Source organism: Paracoccus caeni, assembly GCF_016629665.1.
Taxonomy (GTDB): Bacteria; Pseudomonadota; Alphaproteobacteria; order Rhodobacterales; family Rhodobacteraceae; genus Paracoccus; species Paracoccus caeni.
Genome location: NZ_JAEPRQ010000002.1, coordinates 118,207 through 144,223, shown reverse-complemented (window position 1 = coordinate 144,223; position 26,017 = coordinate 118,207). Strand labels below are relative to the sequence as shown.

Here is a 26,017-nt window from a genome sequence, read left to right as displayed (position 1 = left end):
GAATGCACCTGTCCCATATCGCGTTGTGCCACTTTGGAGACCGCTCGCACCAGCCAATAGCGGGATTAAACCATCAGACTTAGCGTCCGATGCGGCCCAGATGGGTGTCCTGAAAGCTGGTGGAGGCTTTGAGTCCATAGCCAAGCGCGCGGTCGATCCCGACATGGGCCAGCCAGATCGCGCCCGCCGCGATTAGGGCGGGCATTCCTGCCAGTAGCCCGATCAGCGCCAGTAGTAGGCCAGCCGCGTAAAGATGGGCGGCGTTGTAGATCACGGCACCGATGCGCGGACCGGCGATGTAGCCCAGCATCGACAGGTCCGGGGCAAGCAGGGCCAGCGGCCAGACCCAGAGGGGCCAGCCGGGTTGGGTGACGCCTGCGAGGGGCAGGGCGGCGGCGAAGACCAGCGCGCCTTCAAGTCTTTGCCAGCCGATCGTGGTCATTCGGCGGCGTGGGTGCGGGCGGGTTTCAGCATCGGGCCAAGGTAAAGGCCGGTATGGCTTTCCTCGATCTTCGCCACGTTCTCGGGCGTGCCCGCAGCGATGATCCGGCCACCGCCGTCGCCGCCTTCCGGGCCGATATCGATGATCCAGTCGGCGGTTTTGATGACGTCCAGATTATGCTCGATCACCACGACGGTATTGCCCTGATCGACAAGGCTGTGCAGCACTTCCAGCAGTTTGCGGACATCTTCGAAATGCAGGCCGGTGGTCGGCTCGTCGAGGATGTAAAGCGTGCGGCCGGTGGCGCGGCGGCTGAGTTCTTTGGACAGTTTCACCCGTTGCGCTTCGCCGCCTGACAGCGTCGTCGCCTGTTGGCCGACCTTGATATAGCCAAGGCCCACTTCCATCAGCGCATCCATCTTTTCGCGGATCGAGGGGACGGCGGAAAAGAAGGTCTGCGCATCTTCAACTGTCATATCAAGAACGTCGGCTATGCTCTTGCCTTTGAACTGAATTTCCAGCGTCTCGCGGTTGTAGCGCTTGCCCTTGCAGGTTTCGCATTCGACATAGACATCGGGCAGGAAATGCATCTCGATCTTGATGACGCCGTCGCCCTGACAGGCTTCGCAGCGGCCGCCCTTGACGTTGAAGCTGAACCGGCCGGGTTTGTAGCCGCGGGCTTTCGCCTCGGGCAGGCCGGCGAACCAGTCGCGGATCGGGGTGAATGCGCCGGTATAGGTGGCGGGGTTTGATCGCGGCGTGCGGCCAATTGGGCGCTGGTCGATGTCGATGACCTTGTCCAGATGCTCCAGCCCCTTGATCGTCTCGCAGGGAGCGGGGGTCTGGCGCGCGCCGTTCAGCCGCATCGAGGCGGTCTTGAACAGGGTCTCGATGGTCAGCGTCGATTTGCCGCCGCCCGAGACGCCGGTGACGCAGACGAATTTGCCCAGCGGAAATTCGGCGGTGACATCTTTGAGGTTGTTGCCGGTGGCCTTGACCACGGTGACTTTCTTACCATTGCCCTTGCGGCGTTCAGCCGGGACCGAGATTTCGCGGGTGCCTGCCAGATATTGCCCGGTCAGGCTGGCCGGGTCGGCGGCGATTTCGTCGGGGGTGCCGCGACTGACCACGGTGCCGCCATGAACGCCCGCGCCGGGGCCCATGTCGAAGACATAATCGGCGTGGCGGATGGCGTCTTCGTCATGTTCCACGACGATCACCGAATTGCCCTGATCGCGCAGCCCCTTCAGCGTCGAAAGCAGCCGGTCATTGTCGCGCTGGTGCAGGCCGATAGAGGGCTCGTCCAGCACGTAAAGCACTCCGGTCAAGCCAGAGCCGATCTGGCTGGCAAGCCTGATCCGCTGGCTTTCGCCGCCCGACAGCGTGCCTGCCGCGCGGGACAGGGTCAGGTAGTCGAGGCCGACATTCACAAGGAAACCAAGACGTTCGCGGATTTCCTTGAAAATCGCCACGGCGATTTCGTTCTTCTGTTTGGTCAGTTGCGCCGGTGCGCCCTCGACCCAGGCCAAAGCCTCGCGGATCGACAATTGCGTGACCTGACCGATATGGTTGCTGGCGATCTTGACCGCCAACGCCTCGTCCCGCAGGCGATAGCCGTGACAGGCGCCGCAAGGGCGGTTGTTCTGATATTTCTCGAATTCCTCGCGGACCCAGTTCGAATCGCTTTCGCGCAGGCGGCGTTCCATATTCGGGATCACGCCTTCGAAGACCCGGCTGATCTCATAGACGCGACCGGCATCGTCAAAGCGGAATTTGATCTGCTCTTCGCCCGAACCGTAAAGGAACAGTTTCTGGATGCGTTCGGGCAGGTCTTTCCACGGGGTTTTCTTGTCGAAGCCGAAATGCTTGGCCAGCGCGTTGATCGTCTGGGTCAGATAGGCGGATTTCGATTTGGCCCAGGGCGCGATGGCACCCTTGTCGATGGACAGGGCCGCATCGGGGACGATCAGGCGTTCGTCGAAGAACAGCTCCATTCCCAGGCCGTCGCAGACGGGGCAGGCGCCGAAAGGGGCGTTGAAGCTGAACAGGCGCGGCTCGATTTCCGGGATGGTGAAGCCGCTGACCGGGCAGGCGAAATTTTCGCTGAAGGTGGTGCGTTCGGGTTCCGTCGCCTCGGCCTCGTCGCCGGATCCGCTGCTCGCGGTTTCCAGCACGGCGATGCCGTCGGCCAGATCCAGCGCGGTGCGCAGCGAGTCGGCAAGCCGCGTCTCCAGCCCTTCGCGGACGACGATCCGGTCCACCACCACGTCGATGTCATGGCGGAATTTCTTGTCCAGCGTCGGCGGCTCGTCCAGTTCATAAAACTGCCCGTCCACCTTCACTCGCTGGAAACCCTGCTTGCGCAGCTCGATGAATTCTTTCTTGTATTCGCCCTTGCGGTCGCGAACGATCGGGGCCAGCAGATAGGCCCGCGTGCCATCCTCCATCGCCATGATCCGGTCAACCATGTCCTGCACCTGCTGCGCCTCGATCGGCAGGCCGGTGGCGGGGCTGTAGGGCGTGCCTGCGCGGGCGAAAAGCAGCCGCAGGTAATCGTAGATTTCCGTGACAGTTCCGACGGTTGAGCGGGGGTTCTTCGAGGTCGTCTTCTGTTCAATACTGATCGCGGGGGACAGGCCGCTGATATGATCGACATCGGGTTTGCCCATCATGTCCAGAAACTGCCGCGCATAGGCGGACAGGCTTTCGACATAACGGCGCTGCCCCTCGGCATAGATCGTGTCGAAGGCCAGCGAGGATTTGCCCGAACCCGACAGGCCGGTGATCACCACCAGCTTGTCGCGCGGGATATCCATATCCACGCCTTTGAGATTATGTTCGCGCGCGCCGCGCACCTCGATGAACTTCTGTTCCATAGGCGTGCCTTTATCGACCAAGCGCATGAGATAATGAGGCCGGTTGAAAAAGCAACCATGAAATGAGAACATCAAGCGAACATTTGCCAAATGGGAGGTATGTAGTCATGGCAAGCCAGCATTATTCGGGATCCTGTCAATGCGGATCAGTGGCGTTCGTGGTCGATGCCGATCTGGACAGCAGCGTCACCTGCAACTGTTCCCGCTGTCAGCGGCTAGGCTGGGTTCTGACCTTCGTGCCGAAGGCCGCCTTCACCTTAACGAAGGACGGGCCGGTGACGGAATATCGCTTCAACAAAGAGGCGATCTCGCACCGGTTCTGCCCGGTCTGCGGGATCGAGGCCTTTGCCTTTGGTGAAAGGGACGGGGCCGAAATGGTCGCGGTGAATGTGAACTGCCTTGACGGCGTCGATCCGCGGGCGCTGTCGCCGCGTCATGTGGATGGGGCGTCGCGCTAGACAGTCGCGCTAAGTGGTGGCTGGCCCGTTCGATGCAGTGAACGGGCCACGCCTTGCGGTCAGACTTCGACCGCGATCTTGCCCATCGGGTTCGAGCAGCAGGCAAGGATATAGCCTGCCTCGATGTCGTCATCGCTGATGCCGCCGTTATGGACCATGTGAACATCGCCCGAGATCTTCTTGATCTTGCAGGTGCCGCACAGCCCGAAGGTGCAGCCCGAGGGGATGTTGAGGCCCGACCGCTTCGCGACCGCCAGAACCGTGTCGGTTTCGTGGCAATCGACGACAAGGTTGCTGGAGGCGAAATTGATCTGCGCCTTCACCTCGTCGCTCAGTTCCACATCGTCCAGCACCGGGGCCTCGGCCTCGGATTTGACGGGGGCACCGAAGCTTTCCTGATGGTAATGGTCCATGTCGTAGCCGAGCGAGATCAGCATGTCGCGCACGGCCTGCATGAACGGCTCGGGGCCGCAGCAGAACACTTCCCGCTCAAGATAGTCGGGCGCCATCAGGCCCAGCATGATCTGGCTGAGACGACCCTCATAACCATACCAGGCGGTGAACTTGTCCGATTCCTCGACGGTGAAGCGCAGCTTCAGGCCGGGGACGCGGTCGGCGAACTGTTCCAGCCTGCGGCGGAAGATGATCTCGCTGGGCGATTTGGCGGCATGGACGAAGACGATGTCCGGCATATTGCCGCTGTCCCATTCCCATGTCGTCATCGACATCATCGGCGTGATGCCCGACCCGGCCGAGATGAACAGGTATTTCTTCGCCGGATGTTTGTGCGACGAGAAAATCCCCGATGGCCCGTAAGCCTTGATCTTCATGCCGGGCCGCAGATGGTCCAGCATCCAGCGCGTGCCGAGGCTGTCGAACTGCGCCTTGACCGTGACCGAGATCGACAAGGGCCGAGAGGGCGAGGACGAAATCGTATAGGTGCGCTGCACATTCCCGCCCGGAACCGGCAGGTCCAGCGTGATGAACTGGCCCGGCTGATAGTCGAACCAGGCCCCCGTGGGCGAGCGGAAGGTGAAGGTGGCGCAGTCCGATGTCTCGGGCACCACCATCGCGCATTCCAGATATTCGTCGTCGGACCAGGGCTCTTGTGCCCAGTTCGCGCGGGTCTTCTTCATCAGATCACTCCGCCGCGACTGGCTTCGGGGCCAGACGTTCGGTCATCGTTTCGGAATACCAGTCGATGAACTGCAGAACGCCTTCTTCCTGAATGGTCGAATAGGGTCCGGGCTCGTAGGCGGGCGAAAGGATACCGGCCTGGTTTTCCTCGACCACCTGACGGTCCTCGTCATTGGTGTGGATCCAGACATGGGTCAGGTCTTCCAGATCGTAATCCACGCCCTCGACCGCGTCCTTGTGGACCAGCCAGTTCGTCGTGACCTGCGTGGTGGTGGGGGTCAGCGGCAGGATACGGAAGACGATGGCGTGATCGGCAAGGAAGTGGTTCCAGGTGTTCGGATAGTGGAAGAACAACAGGCTGCCCGCATCGTTGAACGGCATCGCGCCCATGCGCTTGGCCGGATCCTTCACCGCCGCTTTGCCGCTGAGCGTATAGCTTTCGGCGTGGTTCAACAGCGGGATGCGGGCCAGACGCCATTGCATCTTCGGATGGTTGACGAAGCGCGAGGGCAGACCAGCGGCTTCGCAGCGCTTCCAGTGGTCGATGATGTCGGGGCTGGCGCTGTCGGGGCCGTCCATCGCGGTCATACGCGGGTTGTCGGAATAGGTCCGGCACAGCGAGGGGTGGGCGCCGCCGCAGTGATAGCATTCGCGGTTATTCTCGATCACCAGCTTCCAGTTGCCGTTTTCGACAATGGTCGAGCTGTGGGCGATCTTTGCCTCGTTCAGCCCTGACGGCGTCAGGTATTTCATCAGCGTCGGGGCAAGATCGCTGATCGCGGGGGGCACCTGAGCAAGGCAGATGAAGACCATACCGCCCAGATTGACGCAATGGACCGATTTCAGCTTGTATTTACCGGCATCGAAGCCCTCGCCCATGTCCCGGGCATACATCAGCTTGCCGTCCAGATCGTAGGTCCACTGGTGATAGGGGCAGACCAGTTTCGGGGTGCTGCCGGTCACCTTCGAGCACAGCCGCTGGCCGCGATGGCGGCAGACGTTGTGGAAGGCGCGGATCTGGTTGTCGCTGCCGCGCACGATGACCAGCGGATAGGCTCCGACCTGCAGGGTCGAGTAATTGCCGGGTTTCGGGATCTCGCAGGCGGGAACCGCATAGAGCCATTCGCGATAGAAGATCTGCTCCAGATCGTCGTCGAAGGTCTGCTGGCTGCAGTAGAGATCACGTTGCAGCGCGTGGCCGGGGATACGTTCGGCGAGAAGGCTGGCGGTATTGACGTTAGGAGACATGGCGAATCCGTGGTGTGATACTGGCTGCGTTTCGACAGAGACTAAACCTGACGGGATTTTCACGCGGCAGATTTGCGACATCGTGATGTCTGATTGAGACATCACCGCGCGGGCTGGCGAAATTGCGTTCGGCCTGTGGTGATTCTGCCAAGGGGAGAGCGGGGATTTGGCCAGCGGAGGCCGGTCGGAAACAAGGCCCTGCATTTGCTGGAGCCGTTCGCGGGGCAGGGGTCTGGTTGCGACGGATCGGCTGTGGATGGTCGGTTTTGGACGACGGGTTTCCCGCGCCGTGTCGCGCGGGCGGCAGGCGACGTTCGATGTCGTTTTTATGCTGCGAAGTGCCCGCCCGGAATCGAGGTGCCGACAGGCACCGCCGGGCAGTGTCCCACCGCCCGCTCGGGCGGGCACTTTGGTGATGTCATGCTCAACACAGATCGATGACGGATTTGCACGATAAAGTGCCAGGAACGACGGTAGCAGTGCCCAACCGCGGCTGTGCACTGCCCTCTGCTCTGTCAGGCCGCCGACGCTTCCTTGTCGCGGACCGGCGCGGCCAGCGCGGCCAGCAGTTCCGCATCATCGCCGATCCCGGCATTCGGCGTGGTCAGCAGCGTCTCGCCATAAAAGATCGAATTTGCGCCTGCGATCAGACACAGGATCTGCGCCTCTCGGTTCAGGCTGGCGCGGCCCGCCGACAACCGCACCGTAGCCTGCGGCATCACCAGCCGGGTCGTCGCCACCATCCGAACCAGTTCCAGCGGGTCGATCACCGGACGCCCGGCGAGCGGCGTGCCCGCGACCGGGACCAGCGCGTTGATCGGCACACTTTCGGGATGCGGGTCCATCACTGCCAGCACCTGCAGCATCGAGGCGCGGTCGCGCACCGTCTCGCCCATGCCGATGATGCCGCCGCAGCACAGCTCTATCCCGTAGGCGCGGACGGTGGCCAGCGTGTCCAGCCGGTCCTGATAGGTGCGGGTGGTGATGATCTTGCCGTAAAATTCCGGGCTGGTGTCAAGATTGTGGTTATAGGCGGTCAGCCCGGCATCGGCCAAACGCTGTGCCTGATGCGGCTTCAGCATGCCCAGCGTGACGCAGGCCTCCATCCCCAGATCGCGCACGCCGCGAACCATTTCGATCACCGCGTCGAAGTCGCGCCCGTCGCGGACCTGCCGCCATGCCGCGCCCATGCAGAAGCGATCCGCCCCGGCGGCCCGGGCGGTGCGGGCCATGCCCAGCACCTTCTCTGGGTCCATCAGCCGGTCGCGGGTCAGATCGACCTCGCGGTGATGCGCCGATTGCGGGCAATAAGCGCAGTTCTCCGGACAGCCGCCGGTCTTGATCGACAGCAGGCTGGCCTTTTGCACATGGTTCGGGTCGTGGTGCTGCCGATGGGTGGCATTGGCGCGACCGACCAGTTCCAGCAGCGGCAGGTCATGCAGCGCGGCGATTTCCGCGACGGTCCAGTCGTGGCGGTTGGTCATGGCAGGGCCTTCAGGCGTGCAAAGAGGCCCGCGATCAGGGAAGTGCCAAGGGCAACAATGGCGATCTTGAAGAGGTCGCCGGGAAGGAAGGGCGCGATCCCTGCGGCGATCACCTTGTCGGCGGGAACGAAGTTCAAAAGCCACAGCGCGCCCAAGGTATAAGTGACGGCCAGCCCGGCCAGCATGGCGAGCATCTGGCCGATGATGCCGCGCCCTGCGGCCAGCCAGCCGGTCAGGGTCGAGGCAATAAGGTAGCCCAGAAGATAGCCGCCGGTCGGGCCGACCATATAGGCAATGCCGATACCGCGCTCCGGTGTGCCGGAAAAGACCGGCAGGCCAGCGGCGCCTGCGGCAAGATAAGCGGCGAAGATCGCCGTCGCCATGCGCGGACCAAGGAGAACAGCGAAGCCCATCACCGCCATGGTGTGCAGCGTCATCGGGACCGGCCAGAAGGGGATCTGCACCTTCGCGGCCAGCGTCATCAGGGCGACGCCCAAAGCGATGGCAGCGGTTTGCCGGGCATATCTGACGGGAGAGGCGGTCAGTTGCGGGGTGAAGGGCATCGCGGGCTCCATATTATAGATAAAAATGCGAATCTGTCGCCTGATGAATCCATAAAGCAGCCGCGAGAACAATCGTAATCGATAAATAATAGATAATTTAGTTTTTGTTTTCCCTGGATGCTATGAATGCCCTCATGTCATGATGGCGAATAGGCGAGAGGTGCCCAATGAACGGCAGAATAACGGAGCCAATCGCAGAGGCGCTGCGCTATTTGACTCGGCCTGATTGCGATTTCCTCTGGTCGCGCTGGCAAGGTGCCCCTCAGGCAATCGCCGAGTTGCGTGAGTTAGCCGCTTCGGCGAGTCTCGGCGATCATGCGGCGTTGTCAAAGCTCGATTTGCTGTTCGCGCCGACTGGCGCTTTGCAGGACCTATTCAACGTGAACGGGTGGGGCGACGAGTTCCTGAGGATCGCCGATGGATTCGACTCGGTCAGGCGCAATATCTAGTGCTTCGCCTGCCCGCCGCGATCGGCGAAATTTTTCTGGGGGCGGAAGTGGGGATAAATCGCATCCGGTGGCCCGGATACCAGTAAATTCAGGATCTAGCGCCGGGCAGCGGTCGCCGACTCAGGCTTTTTACAGCTTGTCAATATATTGACGGATGCCGTCACTGTGTGTCTATATAGTGTGGCTGTGGCATGGGGATGTCGGCCTGATACGGTTGCCTCCCGCACAACTCGAAGCAGATCAATCGGCCAGACTTGCAACCGGGATGGGACGCCCGGACGCGCGGCCCGGAGACAGCCCCGAGACCTGTCATGGCGACGAGACCAGAACCGGACGGTGGATCCGGCGAAAGCGATACCGGGATGAAACGACATAACCGGACCCTTTCGACCCCGCCGCCGCAAAAAACAGGAGCAGAGGACAGACATGACTATCACCGTTTATTCCAAACCCGCCTGCGTTCAGTGCACCGCGACCACGCGCGCTCTGGATGCCCGTGGCATTTCCTACAGCGTCATCGACCTGACGGAAGATGCCGCCGCGATGGAGCGGGTCACCTCGCTTGGCTATCGTCAGGCGCCGGTGGTGATTGCCGGTGAAGATCATTGGGCGGGCTTCCGGCCCGACATGATCGGTCGTCTGTCCTAAGGCGCGACCGTGGCGGGGTTGGTCTATTTTTCTTCGGCATCAGGCAACACCGCAAGGTTCGTCGCCGGGCTGGAGATACAGGCCAAGCGGATACCAATCTCGCCCAAGGACGACATGCCCTGCCCGGACCAGCCTTTCGTGCTGGTCTGTCCGACCTTCGCGGATGGCGAGGGGCGGGGCGCCGTTCCGAAACAGGTTATCCGTTTTCTGAATGATCCGGGCCGCCGCGCGCTTTTGCGTGGCGTCATCGGTGCGGGCAACCGCAATTTCGGCATGACTTTCGCGCTGGCTGCCCGCGTGATCGCCGAGAAATGCAGGATCCCGATCCTGTACCGATTTGAACTGGCTGGAACGCCGACCGACCTGCAACGCGTTCGCGACGGCCTTGATGAATTCTGGGGGATGACATGCTTGACGCCGTGAGGCCCGATCTTGATTACCACGCGCTGAACGCGATGCTGAACCTCTATGATGCAGAGGGCCGGATCCGTTTCGACGCCGACCGTATGGCCGCGCGTCAGTATTTCCTGCAACACGTCAACCAGAACACGGTTTTCTTCCATAATCTGGATGAGAAGCTGCGCTATCTGGTGGATGAGGGCTATTACGAGCCCGAGGTGCTGGACCAGTATTCCAAGAACTTCCAGCGCGAGATCTGGGATGCGGCCTATGCCAAGAAATTCCGTTTCCCGACCTTCCTTGGCGCGTTCAAATATTACACCAGCTATACGCTGAAGACCCGCGACGGTCAGCGTTATCTTGAACGCTACGAGGATCGGGTGGTCATGGTCGCGCTGGCGCTTGCCCGCGGAGATGAAAAGCTGGCTTTGCGGTTCATGGACGAGATCCTGTCGGGGCGGTTCCAGCCGGCCACGCCGACTTTCCTGAATGCGGGCAAGAAATCGCGCGGCGAATTGATCTCGTGCTTCCTGCTGCGCGTCGAAGACAACATGGAATCCATCGGGCGGTCCATCAACTCGTCGCTGCAATTGTCGAAGCGCGGCGGTGGTGTCGCCCTGATGCTGACCAATATCCGCGAATCCGGTGCGCCGATCAAAGGCATTGAGAACCAGTCCTCCGGCGTCATCCCGGTGATGAAGCTGCTGGAAGACAGCTTCTCCTATGCCAACCAGCTTGGCGCGCGGCAGGGGGCAGGGGCGGTCTATCTGAACGCCCACCACCCCGATATCTTCCGCTTCCTCGACACCAAGCGCGAAAATGCGGATGAGAAAATCCGCATCAAGACGCTGTCGCTTGGCGTGGTCATTCCCGATATCACCTTTGAATTGGCGAAGAAAAACGAGGACATGTATCTGTTCTCGCCCCATGACATCCAGAAGGTCTATGGCGTGCCCTTCTCGGAAATCTCGGTGACCGAGAAATATGCCGAGATGGTGGACGACAAGCGGATCAAGAAGAAAAAGATCAACGCGCGCGAGTTCTTCCAGACCATCGCCGAGATCCAGTTTGAATCGGGCTATCCCTACATCATGTTCGAGGACACGGTGAACAAGGCGAACCCGGTGCATGGCCGGATCACCATGTCGAACCTGTGCAGCGAAATCCTGCAGGTGAACGAAGCCTCGGAATTCGGCGAGGATCTGAGCTACTCGCATCTGGGCACCGATATTTCCTGCAACCTTGGCTCGATGAACGTCGCGGCGACCATGGACGGCCCGGATTTCGGCAACTCGATCGAAACCGCGATCCGTGCGCTGACCGCCGTGTCCGAGATGTCAGCGATCGATGCCGTGCCCTCGATCCGGCGCGGCAATGACGAGGCGCATGCGGTGGGCCTTGGCCAGATGAACCTGCACGGTTTTCTGGCGCGCGAGCATATCCACTATAACAGCCCGCAGGCGGTGGAGTTCACTAGCGTCTATTTCGCCGCCGTCGCGTTCCATGCGCTGCGCGCCTCGAACCTCTTGGCCCGCGAGCATGGCAAGACCTTCAAGGATTTCGACAAGTCGAAATATGCCGATGGCACCTTCTTCGATAAATATACCGAGCGGGACTGGCTGCCGGTATCCGAGGATGTGGTGCGGGTGTTTGAAGGCAAGGAACTGCCCACACGCGACGACTGGGCCGCGCTGAAGGCCGATGTGATGGAATACGGGCTTTATAACCGCAACCTTCAGGCGGTGCCTCCGACCGGATCGATCAGCTATATCAACAACTCGACCTCGTCGATCCATCCGATCGTCTCGAAGATCGAGATCCGCAAGGAAGGCAAGATCGGGCGGGTCTATTATCCGGCGGCGTTCATGTCGAACGAGAACCTGGAATATTACCGTGACGCCTATGAGATCGGCCCCGAGGCGATCATCGATGTCTATGCTGCGGCAACCGAGCATGTCGATCAGGGTCTGTCACTGACGCTGTTCTTCCCGGCAGAGGCCACCACGCGGGACATCAACCGCGCGCAGATCTATGCTTGGAAGAAAGGGATCAAGACGATCTACTACATCCGGCTGCGTCAGGCGGCGCTGGAAGGAACCGAGGTTCAGGGCTGCGTGTCCTGCACGCTGTGAGCGCCGGGGGCTGTCTGCCCCCGGACCCCCGAGGATATTTGCGTGAAGAAGAAGGGCGGCCATTGGTCGCCCTTTGTGTTTCTATATCTTGTGGATAGGTTTTTGAGTTTTAGCATATATGGTTGCATCGACTCACAGATTTGTTAGCTTTACTAGGGACGAGCGCGGATTCGCTCTGGCGCAATCATCTCAAAAAAGAAACGGCGGGGGACAGGCGATGAAGGATCAGGTTTTGCGGCAGCAGCAGGTGCAGCGGGCAATCAACTGGAACCGGCTGGATGACGAGAAGGACCTTGAGGTCTGGAACCGTCTGACGGTGAACTTCTGGCTGCCGGAAAAGGTGCCGCTGTCGAACGATGTGCAAAGCTGGGCCACCTTGCGCCCGGAAGAGCGGCAGTTGACCATCCGCGTCTTTACCGGGCTGACGCTGCTGGACACGATCCAGAACACTGTCGGCGCGCCCTCGTTGATGCCCGATGCGATCACCCCGCATGAAGAGGCGGTGTTGTCGAATATCTCCTTCATGGAGGCGGTTCACGCGCGGTCTTATTCGTCGATCTTCTCGACCTTGTGTCTGACCAAAGAGGTGGATGAGGCCTTCCGCTGGTCCGAAGAGAACCCGCATCTGCAGGCCAAGGCGCGGCTGATCCTTGACGAATACAAGAGCACTTCCGATCCGCTGAAGCGCAAGATCGCTTCGGTGTTTCTGGAAAGCTTCCTGTTCTATTCGGGCTTCTATCTGCCGATGTATTGGTCCAGCCGCGCCAAGTTGACCAATACCGCCGACCTGATCCGCCTGATCATCCGCGATGAGGCCGTTCACGGCTATTATATCGGCTACAAATATCAGCGCGGTTTGGAGAAGGTTACCGAGGCACGGCGCGACGAGTTGAAGGATTTCGCCTTCTCGCTGATGTTTGACCTTTACGAGATCGAGCAGAAATATACGGCCGAGCTCTATGACGGCATCGGGTTGACCGAGGATGTGAAGGCGTTCCTGCATTACAATGCCAACAAGGCGTTGCAGAACCTTGGCTATGAGGCGCTGTTCCCGCCTGCCGTCTGCGAGGTGAACCCGGCGATCATGGCCTCGTTGTCGCCCGATAGTGAAAACCACGACTTCTTCAGCGGTTCGGGGTCGTCCTATGTGATCGGCAAGGCTGTCGCGACCGAGGATGACGACTGGGATTTCTGATCCCTCACACTCCCATCTGACGAAAGACCTGCGGGATCATATCCGGCAGGTCATCCGCGATCAGGCCGGGCCCGAAGAGGCGCGCTGCCTGTGCGTGGATCAGCGCGCCAAGGCTGGCGGCGTCAAATGGATTGAAGCCGCGGGCCAATAGGCCCGTGATGATACCGGCCAGCACATCACCAGCGCCTGCCGTGGCAAGCCAAGGCGTATCCAGAGATGTAACGATGCGGGCTTGCTCGAATGGCGCGGCGATGATCGTGTCGCGGCCTTTCAGCAAGAGGCAGGTTCCCGAACGCGCTGCGGCTTCTTGCGCAGCGTCAAGGCGCGACCAAGCGGGACCGGTTGCGGGTATGTCAGAAAGACGTCTGGTGAGGTCGGGGAATAGCCGGGCGAATTCCCCGCCGTGGGGTGTCAGGACGCAGCCATCATGCAGCGCGTCCCACAAGTTCGGATCGATGGCGATGGCCGACAGGGCGTCGGCATCCAGCACGCAGGGTCCGCGGGCGGCTAGAGCCGGGGGCAGCAGCGCCGCCGCACGGTCGATGCCGCAGCCGGGGCCAATACAAAGGGCGGTAACGCGGGTGTCCTGCAAGGCATGCGCCATATCCTCGGGCTCATCAAGCCAGCGGCGCATCAGCGCATCGGGCGGTGTCGGGATATCTAGGGGCGGCTCTTCCGGACATAGCGTCACCAGCCCCGCGCCGACGCGCAGAGCCGCCCTTGCCGACAGACGGGCTGCGCCGGGGGCCATCCCCGAGATGATCAATGCATGACCGTGACTGAATTTATGCGCGCTGGACTGCTTGCCAAGCTGTTGCATGGTGTCGGGATCAAGATCGCTTATCCGCAGGTGGTGGCTTGTGATCCGGCGGGGCAGGGTGACATCCTTGCCGTCGGGCCGGGTCGCCTGCCGATAGCGGCGCCAATGGCTCAGCCCGATATCGGCGACGATGACCTTGCCGCAATGTTCCAGCCCTGCATCGATCAGATGGCCGGTCTTGAGGCTGTCGAAAGTGATCGTCAGCACGGCCCGAGGTGCAATCTGCGACAGGAAGCGACCGCTATCGAGGCAAAGGCCGCTTGGGCAATCGATGGCAACAAGCGGATTGGTGACATCGGCAAGTTGGGTCAGCAGTGCTGCAATGGCATCTTCGGGCGGGCGGGTCAGGCCGATACCGAAGATGGCGTCCACGATCAGATCATCCGGCGCCGTCGGCAGGAGGTTTGCCTCCAGCGGCAGGATCGGCCCGATCTCTTGCCAGAGCCGCTTCATCTTTGCCGCATCCGGGCCGGGGGTGTTCTCCAATCCCAAGACCCGCACCCGCCAGCCCGCGCGATGCAGCCGCCGCGCCACCACATAGCCGTCACCGCCGTTATTGCCCGGACCGCACAGCACCGTCACCCGACCGGGCTTTGGCCAGCGCAGGCGAATCTGTCCGGCGACCGCGCGGCCCGCGCGCTCCATCAGCTCCAGTCCCGTCACTTCACCGCTGGCCATCGCCGCAGATTCGATGGCGCGCATTTGGGCGCAGCTCAGGATTTCCGTGCCTTTCAACATGACTTCTGCCTATATTTTACCCTGATTGCACAAATTTCGTGCAGTTCCACCCGGTTGCCGGATTGAGTGGTCTGAACGATGCGCTGCCTCATTTACCCGCGCCATGAAACCCGCCAATCAGGCTTCAGACAAGCCGCGAGGAAGGATCATTTGCGATGAAAAAGATCGAGGCGATCATCAAGCCGTTCAAGCTGGATGATGTGAAGGAGGCGCTGCAGGAAGTCGGCGTGCAGGGTCTTTCCGTCACCGAAGTCAAGGGGTTCGGTCGCCAGAAAGGCCATACCGAGCTTTACCGCGGTGCGGAATACGTTGTCGATTTTCTGCCGAAGGTGAAAATCGAGATGGTGCTGCCTGACGATCAGGTCGATGCTGCGGTCGATGCGATCGTCAACTCGGCCCGGACCGAAAAGATCGGCGACGGCAAGATCTTCGTCTCGCCCGTCGAGCAGGCCATCCGTATCCGTACCGGCGAGACCGGCGACGACGCGGTTTGAAAGGATTGACGCGGTTGCCCGAAACGGCGCCGCGCTGCCAATGAACTTCCGCGCCTCGCGGCCATGCCGCCGGGGCGCATCCACGAAGAAAGGGAAGAGATGAATACCACAGAGGTCTTGAAGCTGCTCAAGGACGACGAAATCGCTTATGTCGATGTCCGCTTCACCGATCCCAAGGGCAAGCTGCAGCACGTGACGCTGGATGTCGATCTGGTCGATGAGGACTTCTTCGAGGAAGGCTTCATGTTCGACGGCAGCTCGATCGCGGGCTGGAAATCGATCGATCAGTCGGACATGAAGCTGATCCCGGACCCGTCCTCGGTCTATGTCGATCCGTTCTATGCCGAAAAGACGCTCTGCGTGCATTGCAACGTGGTCGAGCCGGATACGGGTGAGCCCTATGCCCGCGACCCGCGCGGCACCGCCGTCAAGGCCGAGGCTTATCTGAAATCCTCGGGCGTCGGCGACGCGGCCTATTTCGGCCCGGAAGCTGAATTCTTCCTGTTCGACGACGTGCGCTATTCGGTGACGCCGCAGAAGGTGTCGTTCCAGATCGACTCGGTCGATGCCGCATGGAACACCGACACCGAATACGAGATGGGCAACCAGGGTCACCGCGCCGGTCACAAGGGCGGCTATTTCCCGGTCAACCCGGTCGATGCAGCCCAAGACATCCGTGGCGAAATGCTGTCCACGATGAAGCGCATGGGTATGAAGGTTGACAAGCACCACCACGAGGTTGCCAGCGCGCAGCACGAGCTGGGGCTGATCTTCGGTTCGCTGACCGAACAGGCCGACAATATCCAGAAATACAAATACGTCATCCACAACGTCGCCCATGCCTATGGCAAGACGGTGACCTTCATGCCGAAGCCGATGAAGGGCGATAACGGCTCGGGTATGCACGTCAACATGTCGATCTGGAAAGACGGCAAGCCCTTGTTCGCAGGCGACAAATATGCCGACCTGTCGCAAGAGGCGCTGTATTTCATCGGCGGCATCCTGAAGCATGCCAAGGCGCTGAACGCGCTGACCAACCCCTCGACCAACAGCTACAAGCGGCTGATCCCCGGCTTCGAGGCCCCCGTTCTGCGCGCCTATTCGGCCCGCAACCGTTCGGGCTGCGTGCGTATCCCGTGGACGGAATCGCCCAAAGCCAAACGTGTCGAGGCTCGTTTCCCGGATCCGGCTGCGAACCCCTATCTGGCCTTCGCCGCGCTGCTGATGGCCGGTCTGGACGGGATCAAGAACAAGATCGATCCGGGCCCCGCATCCGACAAGGATCTGTATGATCTGCCGCCGGAAGAGCTGGCCGAAATCCCGACCGTCTGCGGTAGCCTGCGCGAAGCGCTGGAAGAGCTGGAGAAGGACATGGACTTCCTGCTGGCAGGCGACGTGTTCACCCGCGACCAGCTTGAAGGCTATATCGCGCTGAAGTGGGAAGAGGTTTACGCCTACGAGCACACCCCGCATCCGATCGAATACCAGATGTATTATAGCTGCTGATTACGGCAGAATGAGACCGGGAAAGGGCGCCAATGCGGCGCCCTTTTCGTTTGGAGAGAAGGGAATACCGCGCCTTGATCCGAGGTATGGAATGCATCGGCGGGCGGAAATTTCCTACTTCGACAAGGCTGTGATTGCCCCATCGATTTTCGCCGAGAACTTATCCACCTTCTGCGACGTCACCGTCTCCGCCCCATATAACGCCAGCCAATGCAGCTTCGCTTGCGGCGCGCAGGGCTTCAGGATCGACCAGCGCAGCACACGCCGTAAAGGCTGGCGCAGGACCAGACGGTCCACCCATAGGGGCGAGCCCATTGTGGTGATCGCGACGACGTGGCGCAGGCTGGTCAGGCGGGGGATCAGGCGGCCCATGTCCGGGCTATGGTCAAAGGCGACGCCGGGGCGCCAGACCCGGTCGAACCAGCCCTTCAGGATCGCAGGGAAGCCGAACCACCATGTCGGGAACACCAGCACCAGAACCTCGGTTCGGCGAAGCTGCTCGACCATAGCGGCAAGCGCCGGGTCCGGGGGCGGGCTGTCCGCGCCGTAATAGGCGCTGCGCTCGGGCGCGGGCATCACCGGGTTGAACTGATCCGCGTTCAGGTCCAGCACCTCGATTGGCCACCCTTTGGCCCGGATGGCGGCTTCGGTCCGCGCCGCCAGCAGGCCGTTCAGGCTGTCCGGCACAGGATGGGCGCGGACCAGAAGCGTTTGCATCACTCTGCCGCTTCGGTCGCCGGATGGGTGGGATAGTCGGTATAACCCGACGCGCCGCCGGAATAGAAAGTCGTCTTGTCGATCTGGTTCAGGGGCAGACCCAGCTTAATCCGCTCGGGAAGGTCCGGGGTGGCGATGAAGTCGCTGCCGAAGGCCACTGCATCTACCGATCCATCCGCGAGAAGCTTCGCCGCCGTCTGCGGTGTCAGTCCCTCATTGGCGATCACCACGCCGCCGAATGCCGCCTTGATATCGGGCAGCACGCTGTCCTCGGCCGGGTATTCGCGGATGCAGATATAGGCGATCCCACGCGCCGCCATTTCAGCCGCCACATGGCTGAACAGTGCCTTCGGATCGCTGTCGCCCATGTCGTGATCGTCGCCGCGCGGCGAAAGGTGCAGGCCCACCCGGTCGGCACCCCAGACCGGGATCACCGCATCCGCAATCTCGGTCAGGAAACGCACCCGGTTCGCGATAGGGCCGCCATAGCGGTCGTCGCGCAGGTTGGTGCTGTCTTGCAGAAACTGGTCGATCAGATAGCCGTTCGCCGCATGGATCTCGATCCCGTCGAACCCGGCTTTCAGCGCGTTCTCTGCCGCCTTGCGATAGGTCGCGACGACATCCGCGATCTCGTCGGTTTCCAGCGCGCGGGGCGTCTCATAGTCCTGCTTTGGCCGGACCAGACTGACATGGCCCGCAGGCTGCACCGCACTGGGCGCGACCGGCAAGGCGCCGTCAAGAAACAGAGGCGCCGAGATCCGCCCGACATGCCAAAGCTGCAGCGCGATCAATCCGCCCGCCTGATGCACGGCGTCGGTGACCAGCTTCCAGCCCTCGACCTGCTCATCGCTCCAGATGCCGGGAGTATCGGCATAGCCCACGCCCATCGGCGTGACCGAGGTCGCCTCGGTCAGGATCAGCCCGGCACCGGCGCGCTGGCGGTAATATTCGGCCATCATCGCATTCGGAACCCGGCCCTCGCTGGCGCGACTGCGGGTGAGGGGGGCCATGACGATACGGTTTTTCAGAAGCAGCGGGCCGAGGGGAAGCGGGTCGAACAACGTGGTCATTGTCTGTCCTTGTCTTGCGGTTGGATCGGTAACCTTACCCGTCAACTGTATCCGCCAGAGCCGGGTTTCAATCCCCCCGCCGCGCAGAGCCGGGTTGCAGCAACGCAACTTCACCCCGAAACCAGCCGCACGAGATGGTGAGCGGCACGGAATCCGCGTGGTCAACCCGGCGCAGATGATGTTTCCATCGCGGCGATACCAATGATGCGCGACCTGAATGGATATTGCCCTTCTCACCACCGTAGCCGCACTGCTTTTCGTGCTGATCGGGCTGGCCGAGCCGCTGGCCTCGCGCCTGTCGCTGCCGTTCAGCGTCATGCTGGCCAGTCTTGGCATTCTGATCGGGGGCGGGGCGTTGTTTCTGCTGCATACCGACCTGACGGATGCGCTGAATCCGCTGGCCGATACGATCATCGAATTGCCGATCCGGTCGAACGTGTTCCTTTACGTCTTTCTGCCGACGCTGATCTTTCAGACGACGCTGGACATGAATATCCGCCGGATGCTGGACGATTGGGTGCCGATCCTGACCCTGGCCGTGGTGGCGGTGTTGGTCGCCACGTTGACCATCGGCTATGCGCTGTCATGGGTCAGCGCGCTGCCGCTGGTCGTTTGCCTGCTGGTCGGTGCGATTGTCTCCACCACCGATCCATCGGCAGTGGTCGGCATCTTCCGCGACCTCTCGACCCCGCAGCGGCTGGCCCGGATCATCGAGGGGGAAAGCCTGCTGAACGATGCCGCCGCCATTTCGCTGGCGGGGCTGTTCATCACCTATGTCATGATGGAACTGCCACCGCCGGGATTGGGGCAGGCGATTGGCAGCTTCCCGATGCTGTTCGTCGGCGGCGTCGCGGCGGGATGGCTGATCGCCTTCGTCGCGATTGAGTTGATGAGCCGCATTCACCGTTTTGAGCTGGCGCAGATCTCGATCTCGGTGGCGGTGCCCTACCTGTCCTACATCGTCGCGGAAGAAGTGTTCCACGCATCCGGGGTGATCGGCGTCGTCGCGGCGGGGTTGACGATGAATTTCGCCGGGCCGGGCAGGATCCTGCCCTCGGCCTGGGCGAAGCTGCGGGCGGTTTGGGATTTGCTGTCGCATTGGTCCGGGGCGCTGATCTTCGTGCTGGCGGCGCTGCTGATCCCGCGGCTTCTGGATGACGTGCATCTGGTCGATCTGGGGCTGATCCTTGTCGTCGTCGTCGCGGCTTTGGTGGCGCGGGCGATCATCCTTTTCGGGCTGATGCCGCTGCTGACCGGCCTGCGCGTCTCGCCCGTGGTCGAGGTGCCTTATCGCGTGGCGATCCTGTGGGGCGGGCTGCGCGGCGCGGTGACGCTGGCTTTGGCGCTGGCGGTGACCGAGAACCCCTATGTCGATGTCGCCATCAAGCGAGAGGTCGGGATTCTGGCGACCGGCTTTACCCTCTGGACGCTGATGGTGCAGGGGACCACGCTGAGCTGGGTCATCAACCGGCTGCGGCTCGACAAGCTGTCGCCGGTTGATACGGCGCTGTCGAAACAGGTCATCGCGGTTGCCCTTCAGGAGGTGCGCGAGGATCTGAAGAAGACGACCGAGAATTACGGCATGTCCCCCGAAACCCTGAAATCCGAGGCGCAGCGGTTCGGCAAGCGGGTGGACCGCGCCATGCTGGCAGCCGAATCCGAAGATAACCGCAATATCCTTGACCGCGACCGGGTCACGCTGGGCCTTCTGGCGCTTGCCGGTCACGAGCGCGAGGAGATTCTTGATTACTTCCGGGTCCATGTGATCAGCGTCCGGCTGTCGGAATCGATGCTGTTCGACGCCGACCGCCTGATCGAGGCGACCCGCACCGATGGCCGCATGGGCTATCAACGCGCCGCCAAGCGCAATCTGCGCTACGGGCCGGGCTTTCGGATCGCGGCCTTCCTGCGCAACCGCTTCGGCATCAGCGGGCCCTTGGCCAATGTCACCGCCGACCGGGTTGAAATCCTGCTGGCCAAGCGGCTGATCTTGCGCGATCTGGGCGTCTTCATCGACGGCCGCATCCGCCGCATCCATGGAGACCGCGTGGCCGAAATCCTGCATGATCTGGTCAACCGCCGCAGCGAGGCGCTTGATGCCGCAATCGAGGGGCTGCGCCTGCAATATCCCGACTATACCGACAAGCTGGAACGTCGCTATATCCGCCGCCTGTCGCTGCGGCTGGAAGAGCGCGAATTTGACGCCATGCGCGATGACGGGCTGATCGGCGAGGAACTGCACAGCGTGCTGATGCAAAGCATCGCCCAAAGGCGCGCGGCGACCGAACTGCGCCCGCATCTGGATCTGGCCCCGGCACAACAGGGGACATTGCCCAGTTTTCCGCTATTCGCTGATCTGGGCGAGGAAGAATTGCAGGCGCTGCTGCAAGAGCTTGACCGCAGTTACGTCAACAGCGGCAAGGTTATCTTGCAGCGCGGCAGCGTCTCGCGCAGCGTTTTCTTCGTCGCCTCGGGGGTGGTCGAGTTGGAGGTGAATGGGCAGATCAGGCGGCTGGAACGCGGCAATATGTTCGGCGCCTTCACCGCGCTGACCGGCCGCCCCTCGATCGGGCAGGCGACGGCGCTGACCCCGGTGAGCCTGCTTCAGCTTGACGAACGCGGCTTTCGCGACGTGCTGAGACGCTCGCCAAGCCTGCAGCGGGCTTTGCTGGAAAACGCGCCGACCCCGGAAATCCGTGCGGAATTGCTGAACGTGCCCGAACTGCGTCAGGGCTGAACGCTTGTGATGGCTTGGCGGCGCGGGCCGCGATGGTTAAGACGGCACTCCGGCCTGTCAGGAGGATCAGCATGGACGCCACCACCACCCGCATTGCCCGCACCATCGCGGGCGAGATCAATGCCACCCCTGCCCAAGTCGGCGCGGCGGCGGAATTGCTGGATGGTGGCGCGACGGTCCCCTTTGTCGCGCGTTACCGCAAAGAGGTGACGGGCGGGCTGGACGACACGCAATTGCGGACGCTGGCCGAGCGTCTGGTCTATCTGCGGGAGATGGAGGCACGGCGGGCGGCGATCCTGTCTTCGATCACCGAACAGGGCAAGCTGACCGACGATCTGGCCCGCGCGATTGCCACTGCCGAAACCAAGGCGACGCTGGAAGACATCTATCTGCCCTTCAAGCCCAAGCGCCGCACCAAGGCGATGATCGCCCGCGAAAACGGGTTGGAGCCGCTGCTTCGCGCCATTCAGGACGACCGGGCTGCCGATCCTGCCGCGCTTGCGGCGGGCTACATCACCGAAGCCGTGCCAGATGTGAAAGCCGCGCTGGACGGCGCGCGCGACATTCTGGTTGAGGAGCTGAGCGAAAATGCCGGCCTTCTGGGCGCTCTGCGCGACTTCATGCGGGCCGAGGCGTTCATTGCCGCCAAGGTGATCGCGGGCAAGGAAACCGAAGGCGCGAAGTTCAGCGATTATTTCGATCACCGCGAGACATGGGCGGGGATCCCTTCGCACCGCGCACTGGCGATCCTGCGGGCGGCGAAGGAGGAAATCGTCACCATCGACATCTCGCCCGACCCCGAGACCGGGGCGGCGCGGGCCGAGGGGATCGTGGTGCAGGCCATCGGTCGCTTGGGCAATCAGCCGGGTGATCTGTGGCTCAGACAGGTGGCGGGCTGGACCTGGCGGGTCAGGCTGTCCAACACCATGTATATCGACCTCTTGACCGAGCTTCGCAAACGCGCCCATGACGAGGCGATCCGGGTCTTTGGTCGCAATCTGAAAGACCTTCTGCTGGCGGCACCCGCCGGGCCTCGGGCCACCATCGGGCTTGATCCCGGTATCCGCACCGGCGTCAAGGTGGCCGTGGTCGATGCGACCGGCAAGCTGCTGGACACGGCCACGATCTACCCGTTCCAGCCCAAGAACGATCTGCGCGGCTCGCAGGCGACGCTGCTGGCCCTGATCGCGCGTCACAATGCCGATCTGATCGCCATCGGCAACGGCACCGCCAGCCGCGAGACCGAGCGTTTGGTGGGCGAGGTCCTGAAGGCGCTGCCGAAGTCGGTGAAGCAGCCGACCAAGGTGATCGTGTCCGAGGCGGGGGCCTCGGTCTATTCGGCCTCCGAACTGGCCGCGAAAGAGTTTCCGGGGCTGGACGTGTCCTTGCGCGGCGCGGTGTCCATTGCGCGGCGCTTGCAGGATCCGCTGGCCGAACTGGTGAAGGTGCCGCCGGAATCCATCGGCGTCGGGCAATATCAGCATGACGTGGACCAGCGGCAATTGACGAAAACCCTGGAAGCCGTGGTCGAGGATGCGGTGAACGCCGTCGGCGTCGATCTGAACACCGCCTCGGCGCCGCTTCTGGCCCATGTCGCGGGGCTTGGTCCGTCGCTGGCGCAGAATATCGTGGCGCATCGCGAGGCATCGGGTGCTTTCCGTTCGCGCGCGGCGCTGAAGAAGGTGACCGGCCTTGGCCCTCGCGCCTTCGAACAATGCGCGGGCTTTCTGCGCATTCGCGACGGGGATGAGCCGCTGGACGCCTCATCCGTCCACCCCGAAGCTTACGGCGTCGCGCGCAAGATCGTGGCGGCCTGCGGGCGTGATATCCGGGCGATCATGGGCGATGGCTCGGCGTTGAAGGGGGTCCGGGCCGAGCAGTTCGTGGATGAACATTTCGGCCTGCCGACGATCCGCGATATTCTGTCCGAGCTGGAAAAGCCGGGCCGCGATCCCCGGCCCAGCTTCGTCACCGCCAGCTTCACCGATGGCGTGGAAGAGATCACCGACCTGAAACCCGGGATGTCGCTGGAGGGCACTGTCACCAACGTCGCGGCCTTCGGCGCTTTCGTCGATATCGGCGTGCATCAGGACGGGCTGGTCCATATCAGCCAGTTGGCCGACCGTTTCGTGAAAGACCCGAACGAGGTGGTGAAGGTCGGCGATGTGGTGAGGGTTCGCGTGACCGAGGTGGACGTGCCCCGCAAGCGTATCGGCCTGACCATGCGCAAGGATGGCGGTTCGGAAAAGCCGGAACGGTCCGAGCGCCCGCAGCAAAACGCCAAGCGTCATGCGCAGGCCAGTCCGCAGGGGCAGAAGGATACAGGGCAGGGCGCTTTCGGCGCTGCGTTGGCCGAGGCAATGCGCCGCAAGTAAGAAGCGCCCGCCCGGAATCAAGTCGCCCTTGGGCGACGCCGGGCAGTGCCCGACCGCCCGGACGGGCGGGCACTTCGGTGATGTTCCGCGCAACAGATAGCGACGACGGGGTGGCACGATAAAGTGCTGGGAACGACTGTCGCAGTGCCCACCCGCGGTCGGGCACTGCCCTCTGCTTAAGCACACCTCTGTCGCTAGATGTTGAATCCCGAGTCGATATGAACCCGCCGCCAGCCCGCTGCGTTCCCGCTTCATGTGACCAGTGGAGCCTTGCCGATGCGCCTGAAGATCGACGTCGAACTTGTTTACACCCTTGCCCAACCCGGCCCCGCGATCCTTGTGATCGAGGCGGCGGGCGCCACCGGGCAGGAGCTTCTGAAAACCGAGATCGACTTCGGCGATGTCGAACATTTCGCCCGCGTCCCCGCCGAGGAAGGTGTCGGCGAGAAGATCATCATCCGCACCGCCGAAAAGATCGCCTGCAGCTATTCCGCCGAAGTTCAGATCACCCGACCGCGCCCGGATTTTCCAAACCTTTCGGCGATGGAACTGGATGAGATGCCGGGTGACGCCCTGCGCTACATGCTGCCTTCGCGCTATTGTCAGGCAGAACGCTTCATCCCCTTCGCGGCGCAGCGTTTCGGAGAGTTACGCGGCGGTCAAAAGGTCGCCGCGATCCGCGACTGGTGTGAACAACGGCTCGATTACATCTCGGGCAGCAGCGATGCGCAGACCACCGCCGCCGACACCTTCCTGTCGCGTCAGGGCGTCTGCCGCGACTATGCCCATCTGATGATTGCCCTCTGCCGCGCGGCCCAGATCCCCGCCCGCATCGCCAGCGTCTTCGCTCCGGGGGTCGAGCCGCCTGATTTTCACGCGGTGGTCGAGGTCTATCTGGACGGCAACTGGCACCTGATCGACCCGACCGGCATGGCCCATGCGGATGAGATGGCGGTGATCGCTGTGGGTCGCGATGCTGTCGATGTGGCCTTCATGACCACCAATTCCTATGCTGAACTTGAGCGGCAGACCGTCCTTGCCACGCGGCTCTAACGCGCTCAGGACCGCCAGAATCGCGGCAGGAACAGCACCAGAACCGAGACCAGCTCGAGCCGGCCCAGATACATCCCGACGATCATCATCCATTTCGCCGATTCAGGGAATTCGGCAATCGAACCGTTCGCGGTGATTTCGGGGCCCCAGATCGGGCCGATATTGGCGATCGCGGTCCATGCGGCGGTCAGGGCGGTTCGCGGGTGAAGCCCGGTCAGCGACAGGCCGACGATCAGCAGACCGAATGTCAGCATGAACAGCGTGAAGAACGCCATGACCGAGTCGATGACATCCTGATCCAGCGGCCGCCCCTCATATCGCAGGGGATAGACGCGATGCGGTGACAGCATCCGCTTCAACTGCGCCTTCACGGCCTGAAACAGCACCAGATAGCGGAACACCTTGACCGAGCAGGTGGTAGAGCCGGTGCAGCCGCCGATCAGCCCGCCAATGAACAGCAGCGTGAAGGGCAGGTGCCCCCAACTCATCACATCGGTCGAGAAGAAGCCGGTGCCGGAGAAGGTCGAGATTGTGTTGAAGACAGTCTCTCGGATCACGTCCAGCGGCTCTGCCTCATGGCGGGTGTCGATCAACCGATAGATCACGATCAGCGCGCAGCAATAGAAGACCCACCGCAGATAGGCCCGGATCTGCTTGTCCTGCCAGATCGGTTCGAAATTCCCGCGCATCGCCTGCACCATGCGGATGAACGGAATGGTCGCCAGAATCATGAAGACCGAAGCCGCCCATTCAATCGGCCCCAGAAACTGCCCGAAACTCAGATCGTAGTTCGAGAAGCCCCCGGTCGAGACCGTGCCAAGCGCCTGCACCACCGCGTCGAAACCCGACATGCCAAGCAGCAGATAGGTGACGATGCAGGCGCCGGTCAGGAACAGGTAAATGCGGGTCATCTCGGCGGCGATCTCGCCCGCGCGGGGCAGGATCTTGCCCAGCGTGTCGAACCCTTCCGAGCGGAAGAACTGCATGCCGCCGACCTTCATGATCGGCAGGAAGATCATCGCCACCACGACGATCCCCAGACCGCCGATCCAGTGCAGGATGGCACGCCACAGATGCGTGCCCATCGGCAGCTTGTCCAGCGTTTCAAAGACGGTGGTGCCGGTCGTGGTGACGCCCGACATCGACTCGAAGAAGGCGTCGGTGAAACTGGCATGGGGCTGGCCCAGAATGAAGGGCAGGGTGCCGAAGATCGGGATCGCGATCCACAGCCCCGAGGTCAGCAGGAAAGCCTGCTGCAGGTTCAACGACTTGTCCTCGCCGCGCGTGGCGACGGTGATCAGAAGACCGATGACGAAGGTCAGAACGCCGCTGTGCAGGAAGGCCTGCCAATGCGGGTTGCCGTGCCACCAATCGACAGCAGCGGGCAACAGCATCGCCACCCCAAGGGTTGCGACGGTCCGTCCAATAGGCTGTGCCACCGGGCGCAAATCGATCATGCCGATTGCTTGCCGCGCG

The 26,017-nt window shown here is 62.1% G+C and carries 21 protein-coding genes; 11 read left to right on the top strand and 10 right to left on the bottom strand.

From position 1 onward, the window contains the following. Positions 1-79: 79 nt before the first annotated feature. Both JJJ17_RS07485 and uvrA read right to left on the bottom strand, forming a co-directional pair. Complete coding sequence (locus JJJ17_RS07485) at positions 80-442, bottom strand: DUF4260 domain-containing protein (RefSeq protein ID WP_200685086.1); 363 nt, start codon at positions 440-442, stop codon at positions 80-82. Then, complete coding sequence (uvrA, locus tag JJJ17_RS07480; protein ID WP_200685085.1) at positions 439-3,318, bottom strand: excinuclease ABC subunit UvrA; 2,880 nt, start codon at positions 3,316-3,318, stop codon at positions 439-441. The genes JJJ17_RS07485 and uvrA overlap by 4 nt, the downstream gene beginning before the upstream one ends. A 62-nt stretch (positions 3,319-3,380) precedes the next feature. Between uvrA and JJJ17_RS07475 the strand changes: the two genes are divergently transcribed. After that, positions 3,381-3,776: a GFA family protein gene (locus JJJ17_RS07475; protein WP_456152410.1), complete on the top strand. Its 396-nt coding sequence runs from the start codon at positions 3,381-3,383 to the stop codon at positions 3,774-3,776. 59 nt (positions 3,777-3,835) lie between these two features. Here JJJ17_RS07475 and JJJ17_RS07470 read toward each other — a convergent pair whose 3' ends face one another. The 4 genes from JJJ17_RS07470 to JJJ17_RS07455 all read right to left on the bottom strand — a co-directional run bounded on the left by JJJ17_RS07470 (position 3,836) and on the right by JJJ17_RS07455 (position 8,208). After that, positions 3,836-4,912 (bottom strand): hybrid-cluster NAD(P)-dependent oxidoreductase, encoded by a 1,077-nt coding sequence (locus tag JJJ17_RS07470; protein WP_200685083.1) that lies wholly within the window; start codon positions 4,910-4,912, stop codon positions 3,836-3,838. 4 nt (positions 4,913-4,916) lie between these two features. After that, the gene (locus tag JJJ17_RS07465) at positions 4,917-6,161 is read right to left on the bottom strand and encodes an aromatic ring-hydroxylating oxygenase subunit alpha (RefSeq protein ID WP_200685082.1); all 1,245 of its coding nucleotides are present in this window, start codon (positions 6,159-6,161) and stop codon (positions 4,917-4,919) included. 515 nt (positions 6,162-6,676) lie between these two features. Next, on the bottom strand, positions 6,677-7,645 hold the full coding sequence (bioB, locus tag JJJ17_RS07460) for a biotin synthase BioB (RefSeq protein WP_200685081.1): 969 nt from the start codon (positions 7,643-7,645) through the stop codon (positions 6,677-6,679). Continuing rightward, on the bottom strand, positions 7,642-8,208 hold the full coding sequence (locus JJJ17_RS07455) for a biotin transporter BioY (RefSeq protein ID WP_200685080.1): 567 nt from the start codon (positions 8,206-8,208) through the stop codon (positions 7,642-7,644). Before JJJ17_RS07455 ends, bioB begins: the two co-directional genes overlap by 4 nt. Positions 8,209-8,375: 167 nt before the next feature. Here JJJ17_RS07455 and JJJ17_RS07450 point away from each other — a divergent pair, with 167 nt between their 5' ends. From JJJ17_RS07450 to nrdF, 5 genes are all read left to right on the top strand, one after another. Continuing rightward, a complete protein-coding gene (locus tag JJJ17_RS07450; RefSeq protein WP_200685079.1) occupies positions 8,376-8,657 on the top strand; it encodes a hypothetical protein in 282 nt (93 codons plus the stop codon). A 426-nt stretch (positions 8,658-9,083) separates the two neighbouring features. Beyond that, complete coding sequence (gene nrdH, locus JJJ17_RS07445; protein ID WP_200685078.1) at positions 9,084-9,305, top strand: glutaredoxin-like protein NrdH; 222 nt, start codon at positions 9,084-9,086, stop codon at positions 9,303-9,305. 9 nt (positions 9,306-9,314) lie between these two features. Then, positions 9,315-9,728 (top strand): class Ib ribonucleoside-diphosphate reductase assembly flavoprotein NrdI, encoded by a 414-nt coding sequence (gene nrdI / locus JJJ17_RS07440; RefSeq protein ID WP_200685077.1) that lies wholly within the window; start codon positions 9,315-9,317, stop codon positions 9,726-9,728. Further along, positions 9,713-11,836: a class 1b ribonucleoside-diphosphate reductase subunit alpha gene (nrdE, locus tag JJJ17_RS07435; RefSeq protein ID WP_200685075.1), complete on the top strand. Its 2,124-nt coding sequence runs from the start codon at positions 9,713-9,715 to the stop codon at positions 11,834-11,836. Before nrdI ends, nrdE begins: the two co-directional genes overlap by 16 nt. Before the next feature lie 217 nt (positions 11,837-12,053). Further along, complete coding sequence (nrdF, locus tag JJJ17_RS07430; RefSeq protein ID WP_200685073.1) at positions 12,054-13,031, top strand: class 1b ribonucleoside-diphosphate reductase subunit beta; 978 nt, start codon at positions 12,054-12,056, stop codon at positions 13,029-13,031. 4 nt (positions 13,032-13,035) lie between these two features. On the opposite strand, the gene JJJ17_RS07425 is transcribed toward nrdF, so the two are convergent. Next, entirely contained in the window at positions 13,036-14,589 is a 1,554-nt protein-coding gene (locus tag JJJ17_RS07425) for an NAD(P)H-hydrate dehydratase (RefSeq protein WP_200685071.1), read from the bottom strand. Positions 14,590-14,744: 155 nt separating this feature from the next. Here JJJ17_RS07425 and JJJ17_RS07420 point away from each other — a divergent pair, with 155 nt between their 5' ends. Further along, positions 14,745-15,083, top strand: a complete 339-nt coding sequence (locus tag JJJ17_RS07420) for a P-II family nitrogen regulator (RefSeq protein WP_200685069.1) — start codon at positions 14,745-14,747, stop codon at positions 15,081-15,083. 99 nt (positions 15,084-15,182) lie between these two features. Continuing rightward, a complete protein-coding gene (gene glnA, locus JJJ17_RS07415; protein WP_200685066.1) occupies positions 15,183-16,589 on the top strand; it encodes a type I glutamate--ammonia ligase in 1,407 nt (468 codons plus the stop codon). A 114-nt stretch (positions 16,590-16,703) separates the two neighbouring features. On the opposite strand, the gene JJJ17_RS07410 is transcribed toward glnA, so the two are convergent. Next, positions 16,704-17,306, bottom strand: coding sequence for an NAD(P)H-dependent oxidoreductase (locus tag JJJ17_RS07410; RefSeq protein WP_200685064.1), 603 nt, complete (start codon positions 17,304-17,306; stop codon positions 16,704-16,706). Next, positions 17,306-18,376, bottom strand: a complete 1,071-nt coding sequence (locus JJJ17_RS07405; RefSeq protein WP_200685062.1) for an alkene reductase — start codon at positions 18,374-18,376, stop codon at positions 17,306-17,308. The genes JJJ17_RS07410 and JJJ17_RS07405 overlap by 1 nt, the downstream gene beginning before the upstream one ends. 217 nt (positions 18,377-18,593) lie before the next feature. On the opposite strand from JJJ17_RS07405, the gene JJJ17_RS07400 reads away from it, so the two are divergent. The 3 genes from JJJ17_RS07400 (at position 18,594) to JJJ17_RS07390 (ending at position 24,541) form a co-directional block, all read left to right on the top strand. Then, on the top strand, positions 18,594-21,113 hold the full coding sequence (locus JJJ17_RS07400) for a cation:proton antiporter domain-containing protein (RefSeq protein ID WP_200685060.1): 2,520 nt from the start codon (positions 18,594-18,596) through the stop codon (positions 21,111-21,113). Positions 21,114-21,184: 71 nt separating this feature from the next. Then, positions 21,185-23,488, top strand: coding sequence for a Tex family protein (locus tag JJJ17_RS07395; protein WP_200685058.1), 2,304 nt, complete (start codon positions 21,185-21,187; stop codon positions 23,486-23,488). 276 nt (positions 23,489-23,764) lie between these two features. After that, positions 23,765-24,541, top strand: a complete 777-nt coding sequence (locus JJJ17_RS07390) for a transglutaminase-like domain-containing protein (RefSeq protein ID WP_200685056.1) — start codon at positions 23,765-23,767, stop codon at positions 24,539-24,541. Between the two features lie 5 nt (positions 24,542-24,546). Here JJJ17_RS07390 and JJJ17_RS07385 read toward each other — a convergent pair whose 3' ends face one another. Then, entirely contained in the window at positions 24,547-25,998 is a 1,452-nt protein-coding gene (locus JJJ17_RS07385) for a TrkH family potassium uptake protein (RefSeq protein WP_200685054.1), read from the bottom strand. Between the last annotated feature and the right edge of the window lie 19 nt (positions 25,999-26,017).

Excerpts from the sequence above, each read along its gene's own strand:
- JJJ17_RS07485 (WP_200685086.1), bottom strand. The coding sequence starts at position 442 with ATGACCACGATCGGCTGGCAAAGACTTGAAGGCGCGCTGGTCTTCGCC.
- uvrA (WP_200685085.1), bottom strand. The coding sequence starts at position 3,318 with ATGGAACAGAAGTTCATCGAGGTGCGCGGCGCGCGCGAACATAATCTC.
- JJJ17_RS07475 (WP_456152410.1), top strand. The coding sequence starts at position 3,381 with ATGAGAACATCAAGCGAACATTTGCCAAATGGGAGGTATGTAGTCATG.
- JJJ17_RS07470 (WP_200685083.1), bottom strand. The coding sequence starts at position 4,912 with ATGAAGAAGACCCGCGCGAACTGGGCACAAGAGCCCTGGTCCGACGAC.
- JJJ17_RS07465 (WP_200685082.1), bottom strand. The coding sequence starts at position 6,161 with ATGTCTCCTAACGTCAATACCGCCAGCCTTCTCGCCGAACGTATCCCC.
- bioB (WP_200685081.1), bottom strand. The coding sequence starts at position 7,645 with ATGACCAACCGCCACGACTGGACCGTCGCGGAAATCGCCGCGCTGCAT.
- JJJ17_RS07455 (WP_200685080.1), bottom strand. The coding sequence starts at position 8,208 with ATGCCCTTCACCCCGCAACTGACCGCCTCTCCCGTCAGATATGCCCGG.
- JJJ17_RS07450 (WP_200685079.1), top strand. The coding sequence starts at position 8,376 with ATGAACGGCAGAATAACGGAGCCAATCGCAGAGGCGCTGCGCTATTTG.
- nrdH (WP_200685078.1), top strand. The coding sequence starts at position 9,084 with ATGACTATCACCGTTTATTCCAAACCCGCCTGCGTTCAGTGCACCGCG.
- nrdE (WP_200685075.1), top strand. The coding sequence starts at position 9,713 with ATGCTTGACGCCGTGAGGCCCGATCTTGATTACCACGCGCTGAACGCG.
- nrdF (WP_200685073.1), top strand. The coding sequence starts at position 12,054 with ATGAAGGATCAGGTTTTGCGGCAGCAGCAGGTGCAGCGGGCAATCAAC.
- JJJ17_RS07425 (WP_200685071.1), bottom strand. The coding sequence starts at position 14,589 with ATGTTGAAAGGCACGGAAATCCTGAGCTGCGCCCAAATGCGCGCCATC.
- JJJ17_RS07420 (WP_200685069.1), top strand. The coding sequence starts at position 14,745 with ATGAAAAAGATCGAGGCGATCATCAAGCCGTTCAAGCTGGATGATGTG.
- glnA (WP_200685066.1), top strand. The coding sequence starts at position 15,183 with ATGAATACCACAGAGGTCTTGAAGCTGCTCAAGGACGACGAAATCGCT.
- JJJ17_RS07410 (WP_200685064.1), bottom strand. The coding sequence starts at position 17,306 with ATGCAAACGCTTCTGGTCCGCGCCCATCCTGTGCCGGACAGCCTGAAC.
- JJJ17_RS07405 (WP_200685062.1), bottom strand. The coding sequence starts at position 18,376 with ATGACCACGTTGTTCGACCCGCTTCCCCTCGGCCCGCTGCTTCTGAAA.
- JJJ17_RS07400 (WP_200685060.1), top strand. The coding sequence starts at position 18,594 with ATGGATATTGCCCTTCTCACCACCGTAGCCGCACTGCTTTTCGTGCTG.
- JJJ17_RS07395 (WP_200685058.1), top strand. The coding sequence starts at position 21,185 with ATGGACGCCACCACCACCCGCATTGCCCGCACCATCGCGGGCGAGATC.
- JJJ17_RS07390 (WP_200685056.1), top strand. The coding sequence starts at position 23,765 with ATGCGCCTGAAGATCGACGTCGAACTTGTTTACACCCTTGCCCAACCC.
- JJJ17_RS07385 (WP_200685054.1), bottom strand. The coding sequence starts at position 25,998 with ATGATCGATTTGCGCCCGGTGGCACAGCCTATTGGACGGACCGTCGCA.